The sequence below is a fragment of the Streptomyces sp. C genome, assembly GCF_000158895.1.
GTDB classification, from domain to species: Bacteria; Actinomycetota; Actinomycetes; order Streptomycetales; family Streptomycetaceae; genus Streptomyces; species Streptomyces racemochromogenes.
In genome coordinates this window covers 3,432,398-3,453,478 of sequence record NZ_GG657750.1, presented here as the reverse complement: position 1 = coordinate 3,453,478, position 21,081 = coordinate 3,432,398, and the positions used below count along the sequence as shown (strand labels likewise).

Annotated in this window: 20 protein-coding genes and 1 pseudogene; 10 read left to right on the top strand and 11 right to left on the bottom strand. The window is 71.5% G+C overall.

Going from position 1 to position 21,081, the window contains the following annotated elements:
- Window positions 1-39 precede the first annotated feature (39 nt).
- The 6 genes from SSNG_RS15350 to SSNG_RS15325 all read left to right on the top strand — a co-directional run bounded on the left by SSNG_RS15350 (window position 40) and on the right by SSNG_RS15325 (window position 4,815).
- The gene (locus SSNG_RS15350; protein WP_007264757.1) at window positions 40-405 is read left to right on the top strand and encodes an ATP-binding protein; all 366 of its coding nucleotides are present in this window, start codon (window positions 40-42) and stop codon (window positions 403-405) included.
- A gap of 93 nt (window positions 406-498) precedes the next feature.
- The gene (locus SSNG_RS15345; protein WP_007264756.1) at window positions 499-1,002 is read left to right on the top strand and encodes a DUF11 domain-containing protein; all 504 of its coding nucleotides are present in this window, start codon (window positions 499-501) and stop codon (window positions 1,000-1,002) included.
- 5 nt (window positions 1,003-1,007) lie between these two features.
- A complete protein-coding gene (locus SSNG_RS15340) occupies window positions 1,008-1,556 on the top strand; it encodes a hypothetical protein (RefSeq protein ID WP_007264755.1) in 549 nt (182 codons plus the stop codon).
- Between the two features lie 105 nt (window positions 1,557-1,661).
- On the top strand, window positions 1,662-1,991 hold the full coding sequence (locus SSNG_RS15335) for a hypothetical protein (RefSeq protein WP_206731298.1): 330 nt from the start codon (window positions 1,662-1,664) through the stop codon (window positions 1,989-1,991).
- Window positions 1,992-2,339: 348 nt separating this feature from the next.
- On the top strand, window positions 2,340-4,373 hold the full coding sequence (locus SSNG_RS15330) for a tetratricopeptide repeat protein (protein ID WP_007264753.1): 2,034 nt from the start codon (window positions 2,340-2,342) through the stop codon (window positions 4,371-4,373).
- A gap of 202 nt (window positions 4,374-4,575) precedes the next feature.
- Window positions 4,576-4,815 (top strand): type II toxin-antitoxin system Phd/YefM family antitoxin, encoded by a 240-nt coding sequence (locus SSNG_RS15325; RefSeq protein ID WP_007264752.1) that lies wholly within the window; start codon window positions 4,576-4,578, stop codon window positions 4,813-4,815.
- Window positions 4,816-4,903: 88 nt separating this feature from the next.
- Here the strand turns inward: SSNG_RS15325 and SSNG_RS15320 are convergent, their stop codons facing one another.
- Window positions 4,904-5,701: a VOC family protein gene (locus SSNG_RS15320; RefSeq protein ID WP_007264751.1), complete on the bottom strand. Its 798-nt coding sequence runs from the start codon at window positions 5,699-5,701 to the stop codon at window positions 4,904-4,906.
- Between the two features lie 181 nt (window positions 5,702-5,882).
- A complete protein-coding gene (gene argS, locus SSNG_RS15315; RefSeq protein WP_007264750.1) occupies window positions 5,883-7,652 on the bottom strand; it encodes an arginine--tRNA ligase in 1,770 nt (589 codons plus the stop codon).
- Between the two features lie 191 nt (window positions 7,653-7,843).
- On the opposite strand from argS, the gene lysS reads away from it, so the two are divergent.
- On the top strand, window positions 7,844-9,586 hold the full coding sequence (gene lysS / locus SSNG_RS15310) for a lysine--tRNA ligase (protein WP_007264749.1): 1,743 nt from the start codon (window positions 7,844-7,846) through the stop codon (window positions 9,584-9,586).
- A gap of 84 nt (window positions 9,587-9,670) precedes the next feature.
- On the opposite strand, the pseudogene SSNG_RS43835 reads toward lysS, so the two are convergent.
- A pseudogene (locus SSNG_RS43835) lies at window positions 9,671-11,110 on the bottom strand (DUF2637 domain-containing protein).
- A gap of 107 nt (window positions 11,111-11,217) precedes the next feature.
- The gene (locus tag SSNG_RS43830; RefSeq protein WP_241695059.1) at window positions 11,218-13,020 is read right to left on the bottom strand and encodes a DUF3558 domain-containing protein; all 1,803 of its coding nucleotides are present in this window, start codon (window positions 13,018-13,020) and stop codon (window positions 11,218-11,220) included.
- A 208-nt stretch (window positions 13,021-13,228) separates the two neighbouring features.
- Here SSNG_RS43830 and SSNG_RS15290 point away from each other — a divergent pair, with 208 nt between their 5' ends.
- The gene (locus SSNG_RS15290) at window positions 13,229-14,422 is read left to right on the top strand and encodes an RtcB family protein (protein WP_007264745.1); all 1,194 of its coding nucleotides are present in this window, start codon (window positions 13,229-13,231) and stop codon (window positions 14,420-14,422) included.
- A gap of 48 nt (window positions 14,423-14,470) precedes the next feature.
- On the opposite strand, the gene SSNG_RS15285 is transcribed toward SSNG_RS15290, so the two are convergent.
- From SSNG_RS15285 to SSNG_RS15275, 3 genes are all read right to left on the bottom strand, one after another.
- A complete protein-coding gene (locus SSNG_RS15285; RefSeq protein WP_042801062.1) occupies window positions 14,471-15,304 on the bottom strand; it encodes a hypothetical protein in 834 nt (277 codons plus the stop codon).
- Between the two features lie 276 nt (window positions 15,305-15,580).
- Window positions 15,581-16,414 (bottom strand): hypothetical protein, encoded by an 834-nt coding sequence (locus SSNG_RS42975; protein WP_129593308.1) that lies wholly within the window; start codon window positions 16,412-16,414, stop codon window positions 15,581-15,583.
- A 153-nt stretch (window positions 16,415-16,567) separates the two neighbouring features.
- On the bottom strand, window positions 16,568-17,143 hold the full coding sequence (locus SSNG_RS15275; RefSeq protein ID WP_042801058.1) for a Uma2 family endonuclease: 576 nt from the start codon (window positions 17,141-17,143) through the stop codon (window positions 16,568-16,570).
- A 136-nt stretch (window positions 17,144-17,279) separates the two neighbouring features.
- Between SSNG_RS15275 and SSNG_RS15270 the strand changes: the two genes are divergently transcribed.
- Window positions 17,280-17,954 (top strand): polysaccharide deacetylase family protein, encoded by a 675-nt coding sequence (locus SSNG_RS15270; protein ID WP_042801057.1) that lies wholly within the window; start codon window positions 17,280-17,282, stop codon window positions 17,952-17,954.
- 9 nt (window positions 17,955-17,963) lie between these two features.
- Here SSNG_RS15270 and SSNG_RS15265 read toward each other — a convergent pair whose 3' ends face one another.
- Window positions 17,964-18,731 carry an SDR family oxidoreductase gene (locus tag SSNG_RS15265; protein WP_007264740.1) on the bottom strand — a complete coding sequence of 256 codons (768 nt, stop codon included), beginning with the start codon at window positions 18,729-18,731 and terminating at the stop codon, window positions 17,964-17,966.
- Window positions 18,732-18,879: 148 nt separating this feature from the next.
- Complete coding sequence (locus SSNG_RS15260; RefSeq protein ID WP_007264739.1) at window positions 18,880-19,212, bottom strand: YnfA family protein; 333 nt, start codon at window positions 19,210-19,212, stop codon at window positions 18,880-18,882.
- Between the two features lie 130 nt (window positions 19,213-19,342).
- Here SSNG_RS15260 and SSNG_RS15255 point away from each other — a divergent pair, with 130 nt between their 5' ends.
- The gene (locus tag SSNG_RS15255; RefSeq protein WP_241695058.1) at window positions 19,343-19,825 is read left to right on the top strand and encodes a hypothetical protein; all 483 of its coding nucleotides are present in this window, start codon (window positions 19,343-19,345) and stop codon (window positions 19,823-19,825) included.
- A gap of 18 nt (window positions 19,826-19,843) precedes the next feature.
- On the opposite strand, the gene SSNG_RS15250 is transcribed toward SSNG_RS15255, so the two are convergent.
- Window positions 19,844-20,581: a Mut7-C RNAse domain-containing protein gene (locus tag SSNG_RS15250; RefSeq protein WP_007264737.1), complete on the bottom strand. Its 738-nt coding sequence runs from the start codon at window positions 20,579-20,581 to the stop codon at window positions 19,844-19,846.
- 53 nt (window positions 20,582-20,634) lie between these two features.
- On the bottom strand, window positions 20,635-21,051 hold the full coding sequence (locus tag SSNG_RS15245; protein WP_007264736.1) for a helix-turn-helix domain-containing protein: 417 nt from the start codon (window positions 21,049-21,051) through the stop codon (window positions 20,635-20,637).
- Window positions 21,052-21,081 lie beyond the last annotated feature (30 nt).

Below are 21,081 nucleotides of genomic sequence, written 5' to 3'. Positions count from 1 at the left end.
CACCATCGTCCCGTGAACCTAAATACTCAACCCGGCCTCATGCGTGAGCGGTTGTTCCCCCGGTCCTACCAAACGGTCGCGGCGGCACGGGCGTTCGCCCGGGACACCCTCACCGCCTGGGACGTCACGGCCCGCCAGGCGGACATCGTGCTCTGCGTCAGCGAGCTGGCCACCAACGCCCTCCGCCACGGCGTCCCGCGCGGCCGCGCCTACCGCCTGCGGCTCCTCAACTTCGGCTGCTGCGTGCGCGTAGAGGTGCACGACAGCGGGCCCGGGCGGTCGCGGATCCTCGGACGGCCGCACGGCAACGGGCTGCGGATCGTCGAGGGCGTCTCCGACCTGTGGGGGGTGCTGCCCCGGTCGCCCGGGAAAGTCGTCTGGGCCGAATTCCACGCAGAAGAGTGATAAATGGGTGTTACAACGACGAACCGGGACCCATATCCACGGAAGCCTCGCACCATGGCAGGCGTACAGCCCGTCATGTGAAAGGTGTGGTGAATGATCACGAGCGCTCGCAGGGCCGCGGTGATGGTGGGAGTGGCGACGGTGCTGGTCGCCGGCCCGGCCTGGGCGGTGCCGCAGCAGGCCCCGGCGGCGGTGTCCAACTCGGACCTGGCGGTCGTCCGCATCGACCCGGAAGACACGCAGCCCGGCGGCGTCGTCACGGTCCATGCGTTCGTCTCCAACCTCGGCCCGGACAGGACCGCCTCCCCGATGACCATCACGGTCAACCTTCCGCGCGGGACGCAACCCGAGGGGCCCTACTTCCCCGACGACTGCCAGGTGTCCCCGAACCAGCGCCGTGTGCTCTGCGAGTTCCCGGCCGGGCTCGGGAGCAAGCGCAGTGCCACCGCCCAGGTTCCGATCCGCCTGGACCCGGATCTGAGGGCGGGGCAGACGATCAGGGGCTCGTACTCGGTGTCCAGCCCCGACGACCGGAACCCGAGCAACAACCGGACGGAGTTCGAGATCAGGGTCGCCGAGACGGAACCCGACGCCTGAACACGGTGAAGCTCTGGCTGCTCAACCACCTGCCGACCACCTGGCTCGCCCTGCTGGTGGTCGGCGGGGTCATCGTGCTGGCCCTCGTCGGCAGCGTGCTGGCCACGCGGTTCTTCCCGGTGCTGGCGGCCGGTGAGAACAACGACATGGTCGGTGTCGTCCTCGGGATGTTCGGGGCGATCTACGGGATCATCCTGGCCTTCGTCATCGTGAACCTGTGGACGGACCTCCAGACCGCCGAGACGGTCGTCGCCGCCGAGGCGAGCGCGGTCTCGCAGATCGTCCGTGACGCCGAGGCGTTCCCTCCCGCCACCCGCGACGCCGTGCCGGCCCTGCTCCAGGTGCTCATCTTCGGCGGAGCGGCGGTGATCATCCTGATCACCCTGCTGTACGGGGTGCGGGACCGGCGGGGGCGGCTGCTGTTCGTCGGGTCGGTTGCGGCGCTGATCGGCTTCAGCCTGCTGCTCGTCATCGTCCTGGACTGCCCCTTCGCGGGGGACATGAGCGTGTCGCCGCAGCCGTTCAAGGCCAGTGCCCTGGCCCGGTTCTGGTGATGGCGGCCGGGATCCGCCGCGTCGGCTGCTAGTTTTTCGGCTGATCGGGAGATAGGGCCGTAGGGGGGATCAATGTCGCGTCCGTGGCGGTGGGTTGTGGTGGTCGTGGCCACCGGGATCGGGTTCCTGATCGCCTTCGGGTTCGGGCAGTGGGACCCCTTCGGCTGGTTCCCGGAGAAGGACTCCGACCGGGTCTCCGTCGCGGGCGCGTTCGCGGGGGCCATGGCGGCCGTCATCGCCCTGGCCGTCGGCTGGTGGGCCGGAGGCTCCGGCGGCAACTCCCTCAACCAGCGCGCCCGCGCCTCCGGCACCTCCCAGATCACCCAGCACGGCGGCCGCGCCGCCTCCGGCGGGGTCAGCCAGCACGCCCGCGCGGACGGAGACTCCCGCATCGAGCAGCGCGGCGGCGGTGAGGCCGAGGAGCCGTCCTCGTGAGCGCCGAGCAGCACGCCCGGGCGAGCGGCAACGCCCGCATCACCCAGATCGCCGGCGACCAGGTCAACTACGCCCCCGGAGCCGGCCCCGCACCCCGGGCCGGACTCGGACTGCCCGAGGCTCCCGCCCTGCTGGTCGGGCGGGACGGGCCGGCGGAGGAACTGCTGGGCCTCCTCGCCGACGGCGGGCCGACCGTCACCGTGGTCTCGGGCCTGGCCGGGGTCGGCAAGAGCGCGCTCGCCGTCGCGACGGCGCACCGGGCCGTGGAGCTGGGCTGGTTCGGGGACCGGGTGTTCTTCCTCCGCCTGCGCGGCTACGCCCCCGGCGGCGGCGTGAGCGGGCCTGAGGATGCTGCGCCACTTCGGCATCCGGGACGCGGACATGCCGGAGTCGCAGGACGGCCGGGCGGCGCTGTACCGGGGGCTGCTGGCGGAAGCCGCCCGGGCGGGGCACCGGGTGCTGATCGTCGCCGACGACGCGGGCGAGGTCGCCCAGGTCCGCGACCTCGTACCGGCGCACCCCGGACACCGCCTGCTCGTCACCTCCCGGCACCGGCTCGTGCACCGGGACTTCTCCGCACGGGTGGTGCCCCTGGGCGAACTGGCGCCCGAGCACGCCGCCGGACTCCTCGCGGGGGCCGTGCTGCGGACCTGGCCGCAGGACCCCCGCCCGGCGGCGGAACCGGAGGCCCTCGCGGAGGTCGCCGAGCAGTGCGGGCGGCTGCCGCTGGCCCTGACGGTGGCGGGGGCGCTGCTGGCGGGCGACCCGGGCCTCCCCGTAACGGAGCTGGCGGCCCAGCTGGCCGACGCCCGGACCCGGCTGTCCGCACTGGACTCGGAGCTGGACGACGGCGTCCGCGCGGCGTTCGACCTCTCGTACGGGCGGCTACCGGCCGAGCAGGCCCGGGTCTTCCGCCTGCTGACGGTGAACCCGGGCCCGGACTGCGCCATGCCCTACGCCGCGCTGCTGACCGGCGAGGGATTCGCGGACCTGCGGCCGAAGCTGGCCGCCCTCGTACGGGCCTCCCTGCTGGCGGAGGAACCGGTCGGCTCGGGCCGCTGGCGGATGCACGACCTGGTCCGGCTGTACGCGCGTGAGCGCGGGGAGGAGTGCGCGGAGCAGGACGGGCGGGAGGAGGCGGTCGACACCCTGTTGGGGTACTTGGTCATCCAGGCTGACCTGGCACGGCAGGTACTCGCTCTGGACACGCGGCCGGTGGCAGGGCCCGGTCTGCCGTCGATGGAGGAGGCCCGGCACTGGCTCGACGCCGAACGCGCCCTGCTGGTCGCCGCCGTGGGTTTCGCCATCGAGTCAGGGCGGCCGGAGGCAGCCGTCGAACTGGGCTCGCGCTTGCTGTCGTACCTCCAGATCTACCACTACGGACAGGACGGGCTGGTGGTGGCGCGAAGGGTCCTCGCTGCGACGGAGGGCAGGGGGAGCGCCGAGGATCTCGGCGGGCGGCTGTACGACCTCGGCCTTGCGCTTCTGTCGGTGGACGAGCCGGCGGAGGCCGAGAGGTCGCTCACACGGGCACTGGCGGTGTTCCGGGAGAACTCCCTGCGGATGTTGGAGGGAAAGGCCCTGAACCAGCTGGGCGGCGTGTACGCGGCGGCGGAGCGGTGGGCGGAGGCGGAACAGCTGAAGCGGGAGGCCCTGGAGATCCTCCGGGAGGAGGGGAACCGTCATGCCGAAGCCACCGTACTGTCGGGCCTCGCCGGGATCTACGAGGGGACGGGACGTCTGGACGACGCCATTGCGACCATGCGGCAGACGGTCTCCCTCATGCGGGCGCTCGACGACCCCCACCGGGAGGTGTCCTCGCTGAACTCCCTCGCGGACGTGCTCTGGCGGGCCGGACGGCTGGACGAGTCCACGGCCGTGCGGGAGCAGGCGGTCGACACCCACCGGGAGTTCGGCAACCGCAAGCAGGCCGTAGGGATGCTGTCCGCGCTCGCCGAGTCGCTGGTGGACCTGGGGAGGGACCAGGACGCCCGGCAGCGGTGGGAGGAGGCCCTTGACGCCGTCACGGCGGAGGGCGACCTGTACGGGCAGGGGGAGATCATGGGCAACCTGGGCCTGCTCCACCGTCGTGCGGGACGTTTGGACCAGGCGCGGGAGTTGCTGGAGCGGGCCTGCGGGCTGGTCGCGGGGACGGGGGCACGGCGGGCGGAGGCCGCCTTCGCCAACGGGCTGGCGTTGACCCTGTACGACCTGGACCGGCCCTCGGAGGCCGCCGACGCCTTCGAACGCGCGGCGGCGCTCCACGCCGGGCTCGGCGACGCGGAGCAGGAGGCCGTGGCGCGGGCAGCGGCCACCGACCTGCGGGGCCGGGCGGCCCGCCCCCGCAGGTGGCGGGGCCGTCAGTCGCCCCCGCCGCCCTGAGCGGTCCTGCGGAGCTGTCCCCTACCCGCCCTTCGCCCGTTCCCCGGGGCTCCGCCCCGGACCCCCGCGCCTCAAACGCCGGCGGGGCTGGAGGTGCGGCAGGGCTGGTGGCTGCGGAACCCCCGGCCCGCCGCGGTGGTGGCCGCCGGCCGGGTCGACTCGTACGCTTTCGCCATACGCCCCTGTACCGGGAGGTGAGCCCGTGCCGATCTCGGCGAAACACGCCCGGCGGCGTTTCTACCCACTGATCCGGCAGGTCAACGAGGACCACGTGCCCTTGGAGGTCACCTCCCGGGAGCACGGTGACGTCGTGATCATGTCCGCCGAGGACTTCCGGTCCTGGCAGGAGACCGTCCACCTCCTCCGCTCGCCACGCAACGCGCAGGCCCTGATGGAGTCCATCGCGGAACTGGACGAGGCCACGGGAAGGCCAGGGCACTGATCGGTGAGGACGACGCCCCCGCCGTGCGCGCGGCCCCGGGAGTAGGGCGGCGCGCACGGGGTGGTTGCCCACAGGCTGGGGACGGAGCCTAGGCCGGGTCCTCCGGCATCGACGCCGTGATGATCGAGAACGCTCCGCCCTGGGGGTCGGCCAGGACCGCCATGCGGCCCGCGACCATGTCGAAGGCCGGGGCCAGGACGGTGGCGCCCGCGCGGACGGCGGCGGCCTGGACGTCGTCCACGCTGTCCACCTGGAAGTACGGCTGCCAGTGCGGCGGCACGCCCGGCGGCATCTTGCTCATGTCCATCATCCCGCCCACCGCCCGCCCGGCGACCTGGAACTCGACGTACCCCTCGGCGCCCTCCATCTCCGACTCCGCCGTCGTGACGGGCAGGATCGAGGAGTAGAACGCCGAGGCCGCCTTCAGGTCCGGGGTGGTCAGCTCGTTCCAGATCAGCGCGCCGTGCTCGTTGACGATGCCCGCCCCGTCGAACGTCCCCGGCTGCCACAGGCCGACGACCGCGCCGGCCGGGTCGGAGATCACGGCCATCCGGCCGAGGTCCATGACGTCCATCGGGCCCATCATGACCGTGCCGCCCGCGTCGGTGACGGACTTGACCGTCGCGTCGATGCTGTCCGTGGACAGGTACGTCGTCCACACCGTCGGCGGCAGCGGGTCAGGCACCGTCCCGTCCGGGTTCATCGCCTTCATGATCCCGGCGACCGGCTTCCCCTTGAGGGTGCAGACGGCGTAGCCGCCCGTTTCCGGCGGGCCCACTTCTCCCTGCCAGCCGAAGAGGTCGCTGTAGAAGTCGATCGCGGCCTGCTGGTCGGGGACCATCAGGTCGATCCAGCACGGGGTGCCGGGCTTGTAGGGGCCGTTCATGTCGGGCACGGATGCCTCCGTCGGTGGTGCGGTGGTGTTGCCGGGGCTGGACGGGCCATCCCCTACCCGGCCCTGACACCCGGAATCGGGCCGTACGGGTGACTCCCCGCCCGGGCTGGGAAACGCGGCGGCCCCCGCCCCCCTGGAGGGGGGACGGGGGCCGCCGGACGGTGCGTCAGGGTCAGAGCTTCTCGGGGGTCCGGATCCCGAGGAGGGCCATGCCCTTGGACAGGGTGCGGGCGGTCAGGTCGCACAGGAACAGGCGGTTCTCGACCTGCTCGGGGGTGTCGGCCTTCAGGACCGGGCAGTCGGCGTAGAACGTCGTGTACAGCGAGGACAGCTGGTAGAGGTACGCCGCCAGCTTGTGCGGGGCGTAATCGGCCGCGGCCTCCTCGATCAGCGCGCCGAAGCCGTCCAGGTGCAGGCCCAGCGCGCGCTCGGCCGGGGCCAGCTCCAGTTCCGGGTGCGCGACCGGCTTGCGGTCGCCCGCGTTGCGCATGATGGACCGGATACGGGCGTACGCGTACTGGAGGTAGACGGAGGTGTCGCCGTTGAGCGAGACCATCTGGTCAAGGTCGAACTTGTAGTCGCGCGCGGCGGAGGTGGAGAGGTCGGCGTACTTCACCGCGCCGATGCCCACGTACTGGCCGTTCTCGACGATCTCGGCCTCGGTCAGGCCCACCTTCTCGGCCTTCTCACGGACCACGGCAGTGGCCCGCTCCACCGCCTCGTCCAGCAGGTCGACCAGCCGGACCGTCTCGCCCTCACGGGTCTTGAACGGCTTGCCGTCCTTGCCGAGGACCGTGCCGAAGGCCAGCTGCACGGCCTTGACGCCGTCGTTCAGCCAGCCGGCCCGGCGGGCCGTCTCGAAGACCATCTTGAAGTGCAGCGACTGCCGCGCGTCCACCACGTAGATCAGGCTGGTGGCCGCCAGGTCGGTGACGCGGTTGCGGATCGCCGAGAGGTCGGTCGCGGCGTAGCCGAAGCCGCCGTCGGACTTCTGGACGATCAGCGGGGTCGGGTTGCCGTCCGGGCCCTTGTACTCGTCGAAGAACACGCACAGCGCGCCGTTGGAGCGGACGGCGACGCCCGACTCCTCCAGCAGCTTGCACGTCTCGACCAGCATGTCGTTGTAGCCGGACTCGCCGACGACGTCGGGGTCCTGGATGTCCATGTCCAGCTTGTTGAAGACCGAGTAGAAGTAGATCTTCGACTCGTCGACGAACCGCTGCCACAGCTCCAGCGTCCGCGGGTCGCCCGCCTGGAGATCCACCACCCGGGCCCTGGCCCGCGTCTTGAACTCCTCGTCGGAGTCGAAGAGGGCGCGCGAGGCCTTGTAGAGGCGGTTGAGGTTGGACATGGCCTCCTCGCCGGAGGCCTCCTCGTCCCCGCCCTTGTGGTCCAGCTCGTGCGGGTGCTCCAGCAGGTACTGGATGAGCATGCCGAACTGGGTGCCCCAGTCGCCGATGTGGTGGCGGCGGATCACCTTCTCGCCCGTGAACTCCAGGATCTCCACCATCGCCGCGCCGATCACTGCGGACCGCAGGTGGCCGACGTGCATCTCCTTGGCCACGTTCGGCTGCGCGTAGTCGATCACCGTGGTGCCGGCGGACCCGTTCAGCGGCACGCCGAGCCGGTCGTCGGCCGCGCGCGCGGCCAGCGTCCTGATGATCGCCTCGTCGGAGACGGTGATGTTGAGGAAGCCGGGGCCGGAGACCTCGACCTCCTTGATCACGCCGCTCTTGTCCAGGCCCTCCAGGACGGTGGCGGCCAGCTCGCGCGGGTTGGCCTTGGCCTTCTTCGCGAGCGCCAGGATGCCGTTGGCCTGGAAGTCGGCCCGGTCGCTACGTCGCAGCAGCGGGTCGGCGGCACCGGCCTCCGGCAGGGCGGAGGCGAGGGCGTCCGAGACGCGCTGTTCGACGGAAGAAGCGAGGGAAGGGACCGAGGCCATGAGCTGCCGTTCCTGTGAGGTTGCACGTGCGCGTGCACTTGGTTGTTCCGACAAGTGCCGAGTATCCCACGCGGAGGGTGCCCGTTTCCCGGTATATGGCGGCGCGTATCAGTGGGCGGAAGCAACCCCGGAGCGGCCCCTTCCGTCTGGGAGAATGGCCATAGCCAGCATTCGAGATAGAAGGACGTGTCGTGGCTCAGAGCGCGCAGAGCAGCAGCACAGAGACCGACTGGGTCTCCCGTTTCGCGGACGAGGTCATCGCCGAGGCGGAGCGCCGAGCCCCCGGCAAAGCGATTGTCGTCGCGTCCGGACTCTCCCCGTCCGGTCCGATCCACCTGGGCAACCTGCGCGAGGTCATGACCCCGCACCTGGTCGCGGACGAGATCCGCCGCCGGGGCCACGAGGTCCGCCACCTCATCTCCTGGGACGACTACGACCGCTACCGCAAGGTCCCCAAGGGCATCCCCGGCGTCACCGAGGAGTCCCACGCCCAGCACATCGGCCGCCCGCTGACCGCCGTGCCCGCGCCCGAGGGCTCCGCGTACCCGAACTGGGCCGAGCACTTCAAGGCCGCCATGGTCGACTCCCTGGCCGAGCTGGGCGTCGAGTACGACCCCATCAGCCAGACCGAGCAGTACACCTCCGGCGCCTACCGCGAGCAGGTGCTGTTCGCGATGAAGCACCGCGGCGACATCGACGCCGTCCTCGCCCAGTACCGCACCAAGCAGAAGCCGGGCGGCAAGAAGCCCCAGCAGAAGCAGGTCGACGAGGCCGAGCTGGAGGCCGCCGAGGGCTCCGGCGCGGCCGGCGAGGACGACGGCAGCGCCGAGGGCGCGGAGTACTTCCCGTACAAGCCGTACTGCGCCGAGTGCAACAAGGACTTCACCAAGGTCACCGCGTACGACGACGAGACCACCGAGCTGACCTACGTCTGCACGGAGGACGAGTTCACCGAGACCGTCAAGCTGTCGGAGTTCAACCGCGGCAAGCTGGTCTGGAAGGTCGACTGGCCGATGCGCTGGGCCTTCGAGGGCGTCGTCTTCGAGCCGTCGGGCGTGGACCACTCCTCCCCGGGTTCGTCGTTCCAGGTCGGCGGGCAGATCGTCGGCCTCTTCGGCGGCGAGCAGCCCATCGGCCCGATGTACGCCTTCGTCGGCATCTCCGGCATGGCCAAGATGTCCTCCAGCAAGGGCGGCGTCCCCACCCCGGCCGACGCGCTGAAGATCATGGAGCCGCAGCTGCTGCGCTGGCTGTACGCCCGCCGCCGCCCCAACCAGTCCTTCAAGATCGCCTTCGACCAGGAGATCCAGCGCCTGTACGACGAGTGGGACAAGCTGGAGGCCAAGGTCGCCGACGGCTCCGTGCTGCCGGCCGACGCCGCCGCGCACGCCCGCGCCGTGCGCGTCGCCTCCCACGAGCTGCCCCGCACCCCGCGCCCCATGCCGTACCGCACCCTCGCGTCGGTCGTCGACATCACCGCCGGGCACGACGAGCAGACCCTGCGCATCCTCTCCGACCTGGACCCGTCGCAGCCGCTGACCTCCCTCGACGAGGTACGGCCGCGCCTGGACCGCGCCGAGAACTGGATCACCACCCAGGTCCCGGCCGACCAGCGCACCCTGGTTCGCGAGGACGCCGACACCGAGCTGCTGTCCTCCCTGGACGACGCCGGACGCGAGTCCCTGCGGCTGCTGCTGGAGGGCCTCGACTCGCACTGGTCGCTGGACGGGCTCACCACCCTCGTCTACGGCGTCCCGAAGGTCATGGCCGGCCTGGAGCCCGACGCCAAGCCGACGCCCGAGCTGAAGGTCGCCCAGCGCGAGTTCTTCGCCCTGCTCTACCGCCTGCTCGTCACCCGGGAGACCGGCCCGCGCCTGCCCACGCTGCTCCTCGCCGTCGGCGCCGAGCGGGTGCGCAAGCTGCTCGCCGCCTGATCGCGCGCAGCCGAGCCGTGCATGCGGAAGGGCCCGCACCCCCAGGGGTGCGGGCCCTTCCGCATGCTTCGGCACGTCCTGGGGCTATGCGATGTGCTCGCTCTCCAGGTCGCGCTGGTAGCGCTGCTTGAGCGCGGGCATCAGCCGCTTGAGCTCGGGCTCGCTGCGCGGGTGCGTCCGCCCGAGGCGGGCGGAGAGGTGCTTGTCCAGCTCGTCCGGCTCCGGGAACTGGGAGTACTTGTCGATGTACGCCCGGAAGACCTCGTACGCGGCCTCCACGAACTTCTCCTCCTCGGCGTCCTCCAGCTCCAGCTCCAGCTCCGGGTCCTGCTCCGGCTGCTCCAGCTCCAGCTGCTCCGGCAGCGGTTCCGCCTCCGGGCCGGCCGGGGCCATGACCGGCGTCGGCTCCAGGCCCTCGACGTACTGGGGGTTGTAGTCGCCCTCGTACGTGGCCTGCGGCGCCCGCGGCCCCGCGAACCAGGCGCTGTCGTGCGCCGCCGGCATGGCCTGCGGGTCCACCGCGAAGGGCGCGGGGCCGTGGACCGCCTGGGGCTGCGGCCGCTGCGCCGCGGCCCGGTCCCGGCCCTCCCGCTGCTCGGGAACCTCCGGGGCCGCGTCACCACCGGACCCGCCGGACCCGTGGGCCCCGCCGGACCCGTGGGCCCCGCCGGCCGCCAGGGCGGGAGCGGGTGCGGCCTGGGCCGGTACCGCGGCCGAGGCGCCTCCCGCGGCCCCCGGCGCCGCCGGGAGGGCGGCGGCGGCATGGGCGTCCGGGCCCGTGATCGCCGGGCCGGCGGTGGCGACGGCCGGGCCCTTTCGCCACCGCCGGGGGCAGGGAGCACCGGGTCGATGCCCGCCGCCGCCAGCCCCTCCGGGGCCGTCTGCGACAGCGGCACGCCGATCCGCGCGAGCCGCAGCGGCATCAGCGCCTCTCACCGGCGCCTTGCGCCGCCACGCCCGCCCGTACCGGGCCTGGAGCCGCGCCTGGTAGATCAGCCGGTCCTGCTCCATGCCCACGGCCTGCTCGTAGGAGCGCAGCTCCCACAGCTTCATCCGACGCCACAGCTTGAAGGTGGGCACGGGGGACAGCAGCCAGCGGGTGATCCGCACGCCCTCCATGTGCCGGTCCGCGGTGATGTCCGCGATCCGGCCCACGGCGTGCCGGGCCGCCTCGACCGTCACCACGAACAGCACCGGGATCACCGCGTGCATGCCCACGCCCAGCGGGTCGGGCCAGGCCGCCGCGCCGTTGAACGCGATCGTCGCCGCCGTCAGCAGCCACGCCGTCTGGCGCAGCAGGGGGAAGGGGATGCGGATCCACGTCAGCAGCAGGTCCAGCGCCAGCAGGACGCAGATGCCCGCGTCGATGCCGATCGGGAACACCAGCGAGAAGCTGCCGAAGCCTTTCTTCAGGGCCAGCGCGCGGACCGCGGCGTAAGAACCCGCGAAACCGATGGCCGCGATGACCACGGCCCCGGCGACCACGACACCGATGAGTATCCGGTGCGTACGAGTCAGCTGCATCGCGGCCACCCGCGGTCCCCTCCCGTTGTCGAGCTACGGCAGGCACAGCGTACGGGTGACTGCGCGTCACCCGTGCCCTAGGCCCCCTCCTGTCGGAGGGATTCTCGCTACGACTGCGCCGACGGGGAAGCGGAAGCCGAAGCGGAACCCGACGGAGCCGCACCTTCACCCGTGTTGGCGGCGCCGATCGCGGCCACCGTCTCCTTGGCCGCGGTGATCGCGTCCTGGAGCAGCTTGCCCTGGTCGGGAGCGCCGGCGCCCTCGTAGGCGGCACCGTTGTAGTCGACGGTGACGACCACGTTCTGGGCGCGGACGACGACCGAGTTGTTGACGAACTCGACGTCCTTCTTCACGCCGAAGACCACGGAGGTGGCCGCGTCGCCGACCCCCTCGGCCGGCTCGGCCTTGACGTCGTGCGCGCCCTCGGTGGTCTTCGCCAGCTCGATCTGCTTGTTGTACTGGTCCTCGGCGCGCTTGTTGCCGCTGCCCAGCGAGGCGTGCGAGTCGTAGCGGACCAGGGAGACGGAGAGCCAGCGGTACTGCGAGCCCTTCACGCCGTCCGTCTTGAGGCCGTTCCAGGAGCAGCTGGCACGGTTGGACAGGTCGTTCGACTTGGCCGCCGTCCCGTTCTTCTCCTTCGCCTCGGGCACGAGCGAGTCGATGCTCTTGCCGGTCACGGCCTTGCACGGGTCGGGCAGCTTCGCGAAGGCCACCTTCTCCAGCGGGGCCGCGGACTTCGTGCCCGGCTTGGCGGGCGAGGAGGCTTCGGACTTCTTGCCGGAGTCCTTGGCACCCGAGGACTTGTCCGAGTCGGACGAACAGCCGGCGACGGTGAGGATCACCGGGACGGCTGCGCAGGCGAGAACGCGGGTGAGGCGCGAGGCTGATCGGTGCATGGTTCCTTCAGACGTTGGGGTCTTCTTCGGGGCGCGTTGCGGGCGCTGGACCCGAGCAACGGTAGCCCGACCGGGCGCCCGGCTGCTGTGCGCGCCGTCACGCGGGGCGTGCACGCCCCCTCGGGGCGGCGCCGTCACTCGCTGAAACGCTCCGCCAGGGCCTGCGCCAACTGGCGCGTCCTGTCCTGCGTTTCCGCGCTCGGGGGGACCGAGCCCGGCCCGGACGGCTGGACGCTGTACTCGACGGTGACGAGGACGTTGGAGGTGCGGAACACGATCCGCACCGTCACGCGCCTGGGCGGCGGTGGCACCGGCCGCGCTGAGCTTGTCGTCGAGGAACGCCTCGCTGCCGACCCCCTCCAGGAGTGCGAGGCGATCTGGGGCGCAGCGGTAGGGGAATCCCGGCGAGGGGGGCGCGGCCGGCGCGGTCGGCGAAGCGGGACCGGGAGCGGAGGGGGCCGGGGAGGGGGCGGCGGTGCCGCCGGGGGCGGGGCCGGAGGGCGCGCCGGGGCCGCCACTCGTACTCGTACCGTTACCACCGCCGGGCGTCGGGCTTCCCGTCGGCCCCGGGAAGGGCAGCTTCGCGGCGGTCAGCAGGCGCACGTACACCTGGCGGGCCTTGTCGTCGTCGCTCGTCGTGGCGCGGTCGTACGAGACCACGCGCTCGAAGGTGACCGACAGCAGCAGGTTCCCCTCGGGGGTCTGCGCGTTCCAGCGGCAGCCGACGTGCCGGTCCCCGTCGTACGAGGGGTCCGCGGTGCCGGCGTAGAGCCGTTCGCGCTGCTCGGTGGTGAGGGAGTCGGCGGCCGGGAGCATGGCCTTGAGCCGCTTGGCGTCGGCGGCCTTGCAGGGCTGCGGCAGGCTGCGGTACTTGCCGGGCTGCGCGGGCGCGGCGCTGCTTCCGCCGCCCTTGGGGTCGCTGGTCCCGATGCCGTTGCCGTCGGTGCATCCGGTCGCGCCCGCCACGAGCGCGGTGAGCATCGCGATGCCGGGCAGGACTCGGCGGCGACGCACCGGCGCCCGGTGTACCGGCATTGGGTCCACGTCCACTGGCTCCCCTTGGCTCCCTCGGGAAAATCCGTTGCCGCGACTTGGGCACGGATGGACACAATGTCTATCGCACACGCACGTGCCGGCGCCGGTTCCCTGTCTGCTTTGGGGTTATGAGCGCGGCTTTTCGCGTATTCATACTTTTCTGAGGATTTCAGGGGATCGTTGACTTATGTCGTACGTAGAGGTACCCGGGGCGAAAGTCCCGATCAGGATGTGGACGGATCCGGCGTCGGTCGAGGACAGCGCGATGCGCCAGCTCCAGAACACGGCCGGACTGCCCTGGATCAAGGGCCTGGCCGTGATGCCGGACGTGCACTACGGCAAGGGCGCCACGGTCGGCTCGGTCATCGCGATGAAGGACGCGGTCTGCCCGGCGGCGGTCGGAGTGGACATCGGCTGCGGCATGTCGGCGGTCAAGACGTCCCTGACGGCGAACGACCTCCCGGGAGACCTGTCGAAGCTGCGCTCGCGCATCGAGCAGGCCATCCCGGTGGGCGCGGGCATGCACCGCGACCCGGTGGATCCGGGGCGGCTGTACGGCTTCTCGGAGGCGGGGTTCGGGGACCTGTGGGAGCGGTTCGACTTCGTCGCGGACGCCGTGAAATACCGGCGGGACCGGGCGCTGCGGCAAATGGGAACGCTAGGCGCCGGAAATCACCACTCAGAGGTCAACATCGATCAGGAAGGGGCGGTCTGGCTGACCCTGCACTCCGGCTCGCGAGGGATCGGCAACCAGCTCGCCGAGCACCACATCGGCATCGCGCGAGGACTCGCCCACAACCAGGGGCTGATCGACCGGGACCTGGCGGTCTTCCTTGCGGCGACTCCGGAGATGGCGGCTTATCGGCACGACCTCTACTGGGCACAGGAGTACGCCAAGTACAACCGCGCCGTGATGATGAGCCTGATGAAGGAGGCCCTCCGGAAGGAGTTCCGGAAGGCGAAGGTCTCGTTCGAGCAGGAGATCAGCTGCCACCACAACTACGTGGCGGAGGAGCGGTACGACGGCGTAGACCTGCTGGTGACTCGTAAGGGGGCGATCCGCGCGGGCGGCGGAGAGTTCGGGATCATCCCCGGCTCGATGGCGACCGGTACGTACATCGTGAAGGGCCTCGGCAACCAGGCCGCCTTCAACTCGGCCTCGCACGGGGCGGGCCGGCGGATGAGCCGTGCCGCCGCGAAGCGGCGGTATTCGACACGCGACCTGGTGGAGCAGACGAGGGGTGTGGAGTGCCGCAAGGACTCCGGCGTAGTCGACGAGATCCCGGCGGCGTACAAGCCGATCGAACAGGTCATGGAGCAGCAGCGGGACCTCGTGGAGGTCGTGGCCAAGCTCAGGCAGGTCGTCTGCATCAAGGGCTGAAGGTGCGAGGGGCGTCGCGGGTGCGAAGCCCCTCGCATGTGGCTGGTGCTACTGCGGGGGGACGAGGACGTGTCCGCTTTGGATTCGCCAGAGACGCATGGAACAGCTCTGTTCGGTCCGGTTCAGGGCGACGGCGGCTGCGGCCGCGTCACCGAGGCGGAGCAGTTCTTGGTCGTCCTGTACGGTCCAGCGGCGCCGGGGCGGGGCGACCCGCATGTCCGCAGGGCGGATCCACTGCTGGATCGAGTCCGCGTTCGCCTTCTTGTGGTTCAGGGACAGGCATCCGTCGTAGTAGAGGTGCGCGGCCAGTAGCTGTGCCGCCTCTTTGTAGTAGCAGACGTTGTAGACACCGTCCCGGGTGTTGCGGGAGATGGTGCGCTCCCTGTGGGTGATCGTTTTCCCGTAGTCGCACAGGTAGGCGGCGATCGCGGTGCTGGCGGACGTCAGGGACAGGAAGGGGAACCCCTGGGCGGTCCAGCCGAGGGAGCCGTCCGCGTCGATGATTCCACGGAGGTAGTCGGGCCGTGAGAAGTCCGTCCGGGGCGGCTCGACGCTGAAGGACTTCTTTCCGTAGGGGATCCCGAACTCGTTGACGATCGTCCTCGCTTCGAGCGAGCAGAGGGACCAGGTCGCCGAGTGGTGAGCCTCGGCGAAGTTCGTCCGGCGGACGCGTTCGGTGATGGAGCTGTAGTAGGGCGTGAGCTGCTGGAACTCGCGGAGGATGTGGATGTCCCGCACGTTGATCTCGGCGGCGAGTTGTCCTTTCTGCCCCCTCCCTTGTGACAGGTGACCGTCGGCCTGGAGAAAGCCGAACATGTATGCGTAGCGGGGGTCTTGTAGGTCCATGAAGCGCACGGGGGCGCTAGGGTCCTGTTCAGCCATGGGGAAGTGCCTTTTCCTCGCCGGTGAGGCCCTCGGCTGGGACTGCCATCCCGGTCGGGGGCCGTTGGTGTTGTCACCGAACGTAGGTGTGGGCTTCGGCTGTTCTCGGAGCTTTGCCCTGCCGTCACTCGAACGTGTGGCGGAATTTCTCGCTCCGGCCTGGCTGGTGGGGTGTCGTGCCAGGAGTTGCCCCCTGAACGCACCGTGCCGTGCCCGGATGGGTCCGGGCACGGCACACGTGTTTTGCTCAGCGGGGCCCTGAAGGGCGTGGAGGGGCTAGCTGATCTTCGTGAGGCCCTTGTCCATCTCCGGGCCGACGGCGCTCGGCTCCACCGTGGCGCTCCTGTTGAGGGGCGGCGGGGGCGGGGGAGTGCCCGGCTGGGGGCTCGCCGGGGTCCAGACGACCGGAGTCGGGCACACGAGCCGGTCCGGCTCGCCCCGGTCCACGGCGCACTCGGTCTCGAAGACGGTTCCGGCGGTGGTGAGCACCTCGACGATGACGCGGTTGGCCGTCTCGGCGATGGTGACGCCACAGGGGTTGGGCGGGAAGTTCGTGGAGCCGGTGGTCAGGTTGTACCAGGTGTAGGCCGGGTTGACCGGGTTGGGCGCGTTGAAGTCGTAGACGCCCGCGTACACGATGCCGTTGGACAGGACGGCCTTGTACTTGACCTCTGCCTCGTCCCACGAGGTGGAGATGCCGGCGCACACGCCGGGTGCGCCGGGTGCGCCAGGGGCGCCGGGCGTGCCCGGGGTGCCGGGCAGGCCGTCTCGGCCGTCGCGGCCGTTCAGGCCGGGGGCGCCGGGGGCTCCCGGGGGTCCGGGAGGTCCGGGCGGGCCGACCTTGACGCACTTGTCCTTGTGGGGGTCGGCCGCCGCGCCCTTGACTTCGGGCTCGTAGTCGTCGTTGTCGTCCTTTTCCTTGCCCTTGCACCTGTCGCCGGTCGGCGCCGCGGCGACGGTGGCCGTCGCCGGTGCGTCGGTGTCGGCCTGTGCGGGGGTGGCGAGGCCCAGCATCGCGATGGCCATCGTGGCCACCGCGCCGCCGGCGAGCCACTTGCTCTGCCGCGGCAGCGGGCCCATGCGGGACGGTGTCCTTGTCTCAGGACTCATGTGTGGTGCTCCTCGTGGGAACCGGGGTTCTGACGTCGAGGCGTTGGCGGCCTCTGCCACGCATGGTTCGCCCGCCGCGGCCCGTACGACGTGAGGCACGAGGTCCGATCATCAGATAGGTGTCACAAATGGCGCCGATCGGCCGAGCCGCCGTCAGTCCTCGTCCCTGTCCAGGAGTCGGTCCACGGACAGTTCGAGGCTGATGCCGATGCACTCGGGGAGCGGGACCGACGTGCCGCGCTTGAAGGGCTTGCGCGACCGGTACTCGCCGCCGCGCGGGTCGGTGTGGAGCACGACCTCGTCGTGGCGGCGGTCGGCCACCAGGTACACCGGGATGCCGGCCTGTGCGTAGCAGTCGACCTTGGTCCCCAGGGCGTCGGACCAGTCGGTTTCCGTCACCTCTGCCACCAGTCGGAAGGCGTGCGGGGCGTAGCAGTTCCTCGCGACGTGGGTATCGAGGAAGCCGGCTTGGACGAGTGAGAAGTCGGGGACGGCGTAGTCGTCCGGCCCGGACGGCAGCCACAGGCCGATGGCCTGGAGGTATTCGAGTCCTGCTTGTCGGGCTCCGGCCTTCGCGCATTCGATGGTGAGCCAGGTCAGAGTCTCGGCGTGTGCGCCGTCGGCGTGCGGGGTCGCGGTGATCCTCCCCTGGAGGATTTCCACCCGGTACCCGGGGAGCCGGTCGGAGAGCCGGTCGGCGGCGTCCGCGACTGCGGTGTCGTGCCTCATGGGCGGGAGCGTATCGGGGTCCGCCGACAATGCGTACGGATTCACCCATACGGGCCCCGGAGAGGCCTCGGGGCGGCAACTTCCCCTTCAGGGAAGGGGATTGACGGCGGGAGTTGGTCTAGACCAAGGTGGCGGCATGTGGAGAACTCGTGTGCTTGTCGCCGCCCTCGCGTCGTTGTCGCTCGCCCTCGGGGCCGCCGGGTCCGCTCAGGCGGGGGTGGGGCTGCCGCCCGTCGTGTCGCACGTGCCGACCCAGGAGAAGGTCGTCTTCATCACCATCGACGACGGCTGGAACCACGACCCCGAGGCCGCCCGGATCCTGTCCGAGAAGCGGGTGCCGGTGTCGATGTTCCTGCTCCCGGGGGCGACCTCGTACGACACCGCCTACTTCACCGGCCTGGTCGACCAGGGCCGGGCCACCGTCGAGAACCACACCGTCAACCACCCCGACCTCACCACCCTCGACGCCGCCGGGAAGGACGCCGAGGTGTGCGGGGCCGGGGAGCGGATCGCCGAGACCTTCGGGAAGACGCCGAAGCTGCTGCGCCCGCCGTACGGGGCGGTCAACGACGACGTGCGGCTCGCGGCGAAGGCGTGCGGGGTGAAGGCGCTGGTCACCTGGACGCACGACTTCACCACCTGGGGCCAGACCCCGCCCACCCCGCAGCTGAAGGCGGGGGACATCGTGCTGCTGCACTTCACGCCGACGCTGGCGGCGGACCTCCAGCGGGCCCTGGACGCGGCGAAGGCCGCCGGGCTGAAGCCGGCGGCCCTGATGCCGCACCTGAGGAGTGCCGGGCTGGTGCCGTAGCACCGGGGGTCACAGCTCGCGGTGGACCTTCGTGTTCGAGGCCTGGGCGCGGGGGCGGACCACCAGCAGGTCGATGTTGACGTGGCTGGGGCGCGTCACCGCCCAGGTGATCGTGTCGGCCACGTCGTCGGCGGAGAGGGGCTCCGCGACGCCCGCGTAGACCTTCTCGGCCTTGGCGGCGTCGCCGCGGAAGCGGGTCTTGGCGAACTCCTCCGTCTTCACCATGCCGGGGGCGATCTCGATGACGCGGACCGGCTGGCCGACGATCTCCAGGCGCAGGGTCTCGGCGAGGACGCGGGCGCCGTTCTTGGCGGCGACGTAGCCCGCGCCGCCCTCGTAGGTGGCGTGGCCGGCGGTGGAGGAGAGCACGACCACCGTGCCGTCGCCGGAGGCGGTGAGGGCGGGCAGCAGCGCCTGGGTGAGGTTGAGGGTGCCGATGACGTTGACCTCGTACATCGTGCGCCAGTCCGCCGGATCGCCGGTGGCGACGGGCTCGGCGCCGAGGGCTCCGCCGGCGTTGTTGACGAGTACGTCGCAGCGCTCCAGGGAGGCGGCGAAGGCGTCGACGGCGGGGCGGTCGGTGACGTCGAGGGCGTGGGCGGTGGCCTCGTGGCCGGCTGCGGTGATCTCGGCGGCGAGCGCCTCGATGCGGTCCTTGCGGCGGGCGGTGAGGACGACGTGGTAGCCGGCGGCGGCGAGCTGCCGGGCGGTGGCCGCGCCGATTCCGCTGCTCGCGCCGGTGACGACGGCGGTTCGGGTGGCCGGGCGCGTGCTCATGGGCGGGGCTCCTCGTGGGGTCGCTTGGGGTCGCATGGACCGCGGGTGGGCGCGGGCGGCCGCCGGTGGCCGCGTGGGTCGCGGGCTCGCGGGTTCGCCCGCCGGTTCGGTCGTTCGTACGGGCGAATCTCCGCCAGCATAGGCCGGGTCAGCGGCGCGGCGCGTACATGATCACGGCCATTCCGGCGAGGCAGACGAGCGCGCCGGCCACGTCCCAGCCGTCGGGCCGGTAGCCGTCGGCGACCACGCCCCACAGCAGGGACCCGGCGACGAAGACCCCGCCGTAGGCCGCCAGGACCCGGGCGAAGTCGCCCTGCGGCTGGAGGGTGGCGACGAATCCGTACAGGCCGAGGGCGATGACCCCGGCGCCGATCCAGGCCCAGCCCTTGTGTTCGCGTACGCCCTGCCAGACCAGCCAAGCGCCCCCGATCTCCAGAAGGGCGGCGAGGGCGAACAGGGCGGCGGAACGGGCGATCAGCATGGCTCGAAGCCTACGCACGGGGGCGGGGCGGAGCCGCCGGGCGAATGGCGGACGGATCGCCCTCATTCGTGTGATGGTCCGATGAATGGGTGGGCGGGGTGGTTAGCGTCCGCGCGAGGAGGTGGTGGCGGTGCGCCGTGGTGCCGTACGCAGTGTGGTGGTGGCGGGCTTGCTGGTGCTGTGCGGGGCGGGGCCCGTGGGCCCGGCGGGTGCCTGGCCGGGGTCGGACGAGGAGGCCGACGTGGCCTACCACGGCAGGGTCCAGCTGGCCCGCGGGCAGCTGAAGGTGTGGATGGTGCCGCAGAACGAGGGTCCGGCGGAGGTGCCGAACGCGACCGTGCGGGTGCGGCTGTCCGCGGACCTCGCCGACCGGCACGAGCTGTCCGAGGGGTGCGCGCGGGTCGGCCGGCGCGAGGTGGTGTGCGAGACGGGCACGCTGCCGCGGCACGGGCGGGGACGTCACATCGCGCTGCTGCTCGGGCTGCGGGAGCGGCCGGCCGAGGTCGCGGTGCGGATCGACACCCTGTGGGACGGCGGTACGGCCGACCGCAACCACGCCAACAACGAGCACGTGGTGCTGGCGCTGGACACGGGCGACCCGTACGCCTTCTGACCCCGGGGGGCGGGCGGTTCAGACGGTGGCGCCGTCGCCGAACTCGGCCAGGGCGTCCAGGACGATCCGCTCCAGGCGGGAGTGGTGGGCGCCGCGCCAGTAGACGCGCTCGCAGTCGGTGCACTGCGCGAACACGTCGTACGAGCGCTGCGTGCCGTGCTCCAGCCGGTCGCCCACGCTGTCCTTGTCCGCCTCGCGGAGCGGTCCGTTGCAGGCGGTGCAGCGGGTCCAGGGCGCGAGTTCGGGGGCGAACCGGCCGAGGACGTCGCGCAGTTGGTCGTCCGGGTTGTCGCTGTAGACGTACGCGCCGGCGAAGATCTCGCGGCGGCGCAGCAGGCCGCGGTCGCGGGAGAGCAGTACGCGCTGCTCGGCGGCGGAGCGGGTGGCGAGGGCGGGGTCGCCGATGTCCTCGTTCTCGTAGGCCGCGTCGACGCCGAGGAGGCGCAGCCGGCGGGCGAGGGTGCCGAGGTGGACGTCGAGGAGGAAGCGCAGCGGGGCGCCGGTGACCTGTTGGGGGCGGTCGACGCCGAACACCTCGACGGATTCGCCGCCTTGGGGCACGTACGAGACGGTGACCTCCTGTCCGTCCACGAGCAGCCGGCCCACCTCGGTGAGGGGGACGCCGGCGGATTCGACGACGTGTCCGAGGCTGGAGGCGCCGTCGGTGGCGGTCGGTACGCGGTCGACGCGCCGGCTGGGCGGGGCGAAGAGGCGCAGTTCGGGGGCGAGGGTGAGGTGGATGCCGAGACCGTTCACGGTCCCAGCATGCCATCGGGGGTGCGGTGGTGCGGCCGAATTTCGGAGTGGGATCAGGCGGTGGCGGCGGCCTCGTCGTAGGCGTCCCGGTGGGCGCTGACCTCGTCGAAGTGGTTCTCGGCCCACTGCTTGACGGAGGAGAGGAGGCAGCCGAGGCTGCCGCCGAGTTCGGTGAGGCGGTAGTCGACGCGGACGGGGACGGTGGCGGTGACGGTGCGGGTGACGATGCCGTCGCGTTCGAGGGAGCGGAGGGTCTGGGTCAGCATCTTCTGGCTGACGCCGGGGATCTTGCGGCCGAGTTCGCTGTAGCGCATGGAACCCTGTTCGGCTTCGCCGAGGGCGCTGAGGACGAGGCCGACCCACTTGTCGCTGATGCGGGCCAGGAGCTGGCTGGTGGGGCAGTCCCTGACGAAGGCGTCGTAGGCGGCGCGGGCCTCTTCGCGGAGGGCGGCAGCGGTGCGGGTGGCCATGGGTGCCCACTTCCGGGTCGGGTACGCACT

Bases quoted from the DNA above. Each gene is read 5' to 3' on its own strand.
- SSNG_RS15265 (WP_007264740.1), bottom strand. From the start codon at position 18,731: ATGAGCACGCGCCCGGCCACCCGAACCGCCGTCGTCACCGGCGCGAGC.
- SSNG_RS15260 (WP_007264739.1), bottom strand. From the start codon at position 19,212: ATGCTGATCGCCCGTTCCGCCGCCCTGTTCGCCCTCGCCGCCCTTCTG.
- SSNG_RS15330 (WP_007264753.1), top strand. From the start codon at position 2,340: ATGCTGCGCCACTTCGGCATCCGGGACGCGGACATGCCGGAGTCGCAG.
- SSNG_RS15320 (WP_007264751.1), bottom strand. From the start codon at position 5,701: ATGAACGGCCCCTACAAGCCCGGCACCCCGTGCTGGATCGACCTGATG.
- argS (WP_007264750.1), bottom strand. From the start codon at position 7,652: ATGGCCTCGGTCCCTTCCCTCGCTTCTTCCGTCGAACAGCGCGTCTCG.
- SSNG_RS15245 (WP_007264736.1), bottom strand. From the start codon at position 21,051: ATGGCCACCCGCACCGCTGCCGCCCTCCGCGAAGAGGCCCGCGCCGCC.
- SSNG_RS15270 (WP_042801057.1), top strand. From the start codon at position 17,280: ATGTGGAGAACTCGTGTGCTTGTCGCCGCCCTCGCGTCGTTGTCGCTC.
- SSNG_RS15285 (WP_042801062.1), bottom strand. From the start codon at position 15,304: ATGGCTGAACAGGACCCTAGCGCCCCCGTGCGCTTCATGGACCTACAA.
- SSNG_RS42975 (WP_129593308.1), bottom strand. From the start codon at position 16,414: ATGAGTCCTGAGACAAGGACACCGTCCCGCATGGGCCCGCTGCCGCGG.
- SSNG_RS15345 (WP_007264756.1), top strand. From the start codon at position 499: ATGATCACGAGCGCTCGCAGGGCCGCGGTGATGGTGGGAGTGGCGACG.
- SSNG_RS15275 (WP_042801058.1), bottom strand. From the start codon at position 17,143: ATGAGGCACGACACCGCAGTCGCGGACGCCGCCGACCGGCTCTCCGAC.
- SSNG_RS15290 (WP_007264745.1), top strand. From the start codon at position 13,229: ATGTCGTACGTAGAGGTACCCGGGGCGAAAGTCCCGATCAGGATGTGG.
- SSNG_RS15350 (WP_007264757.1), top strand. From the start codon at position 40: ATGCGTGAGCGGTTGTTCCCCCGGTCCTACCAAACGGTCGCGGCGGCA.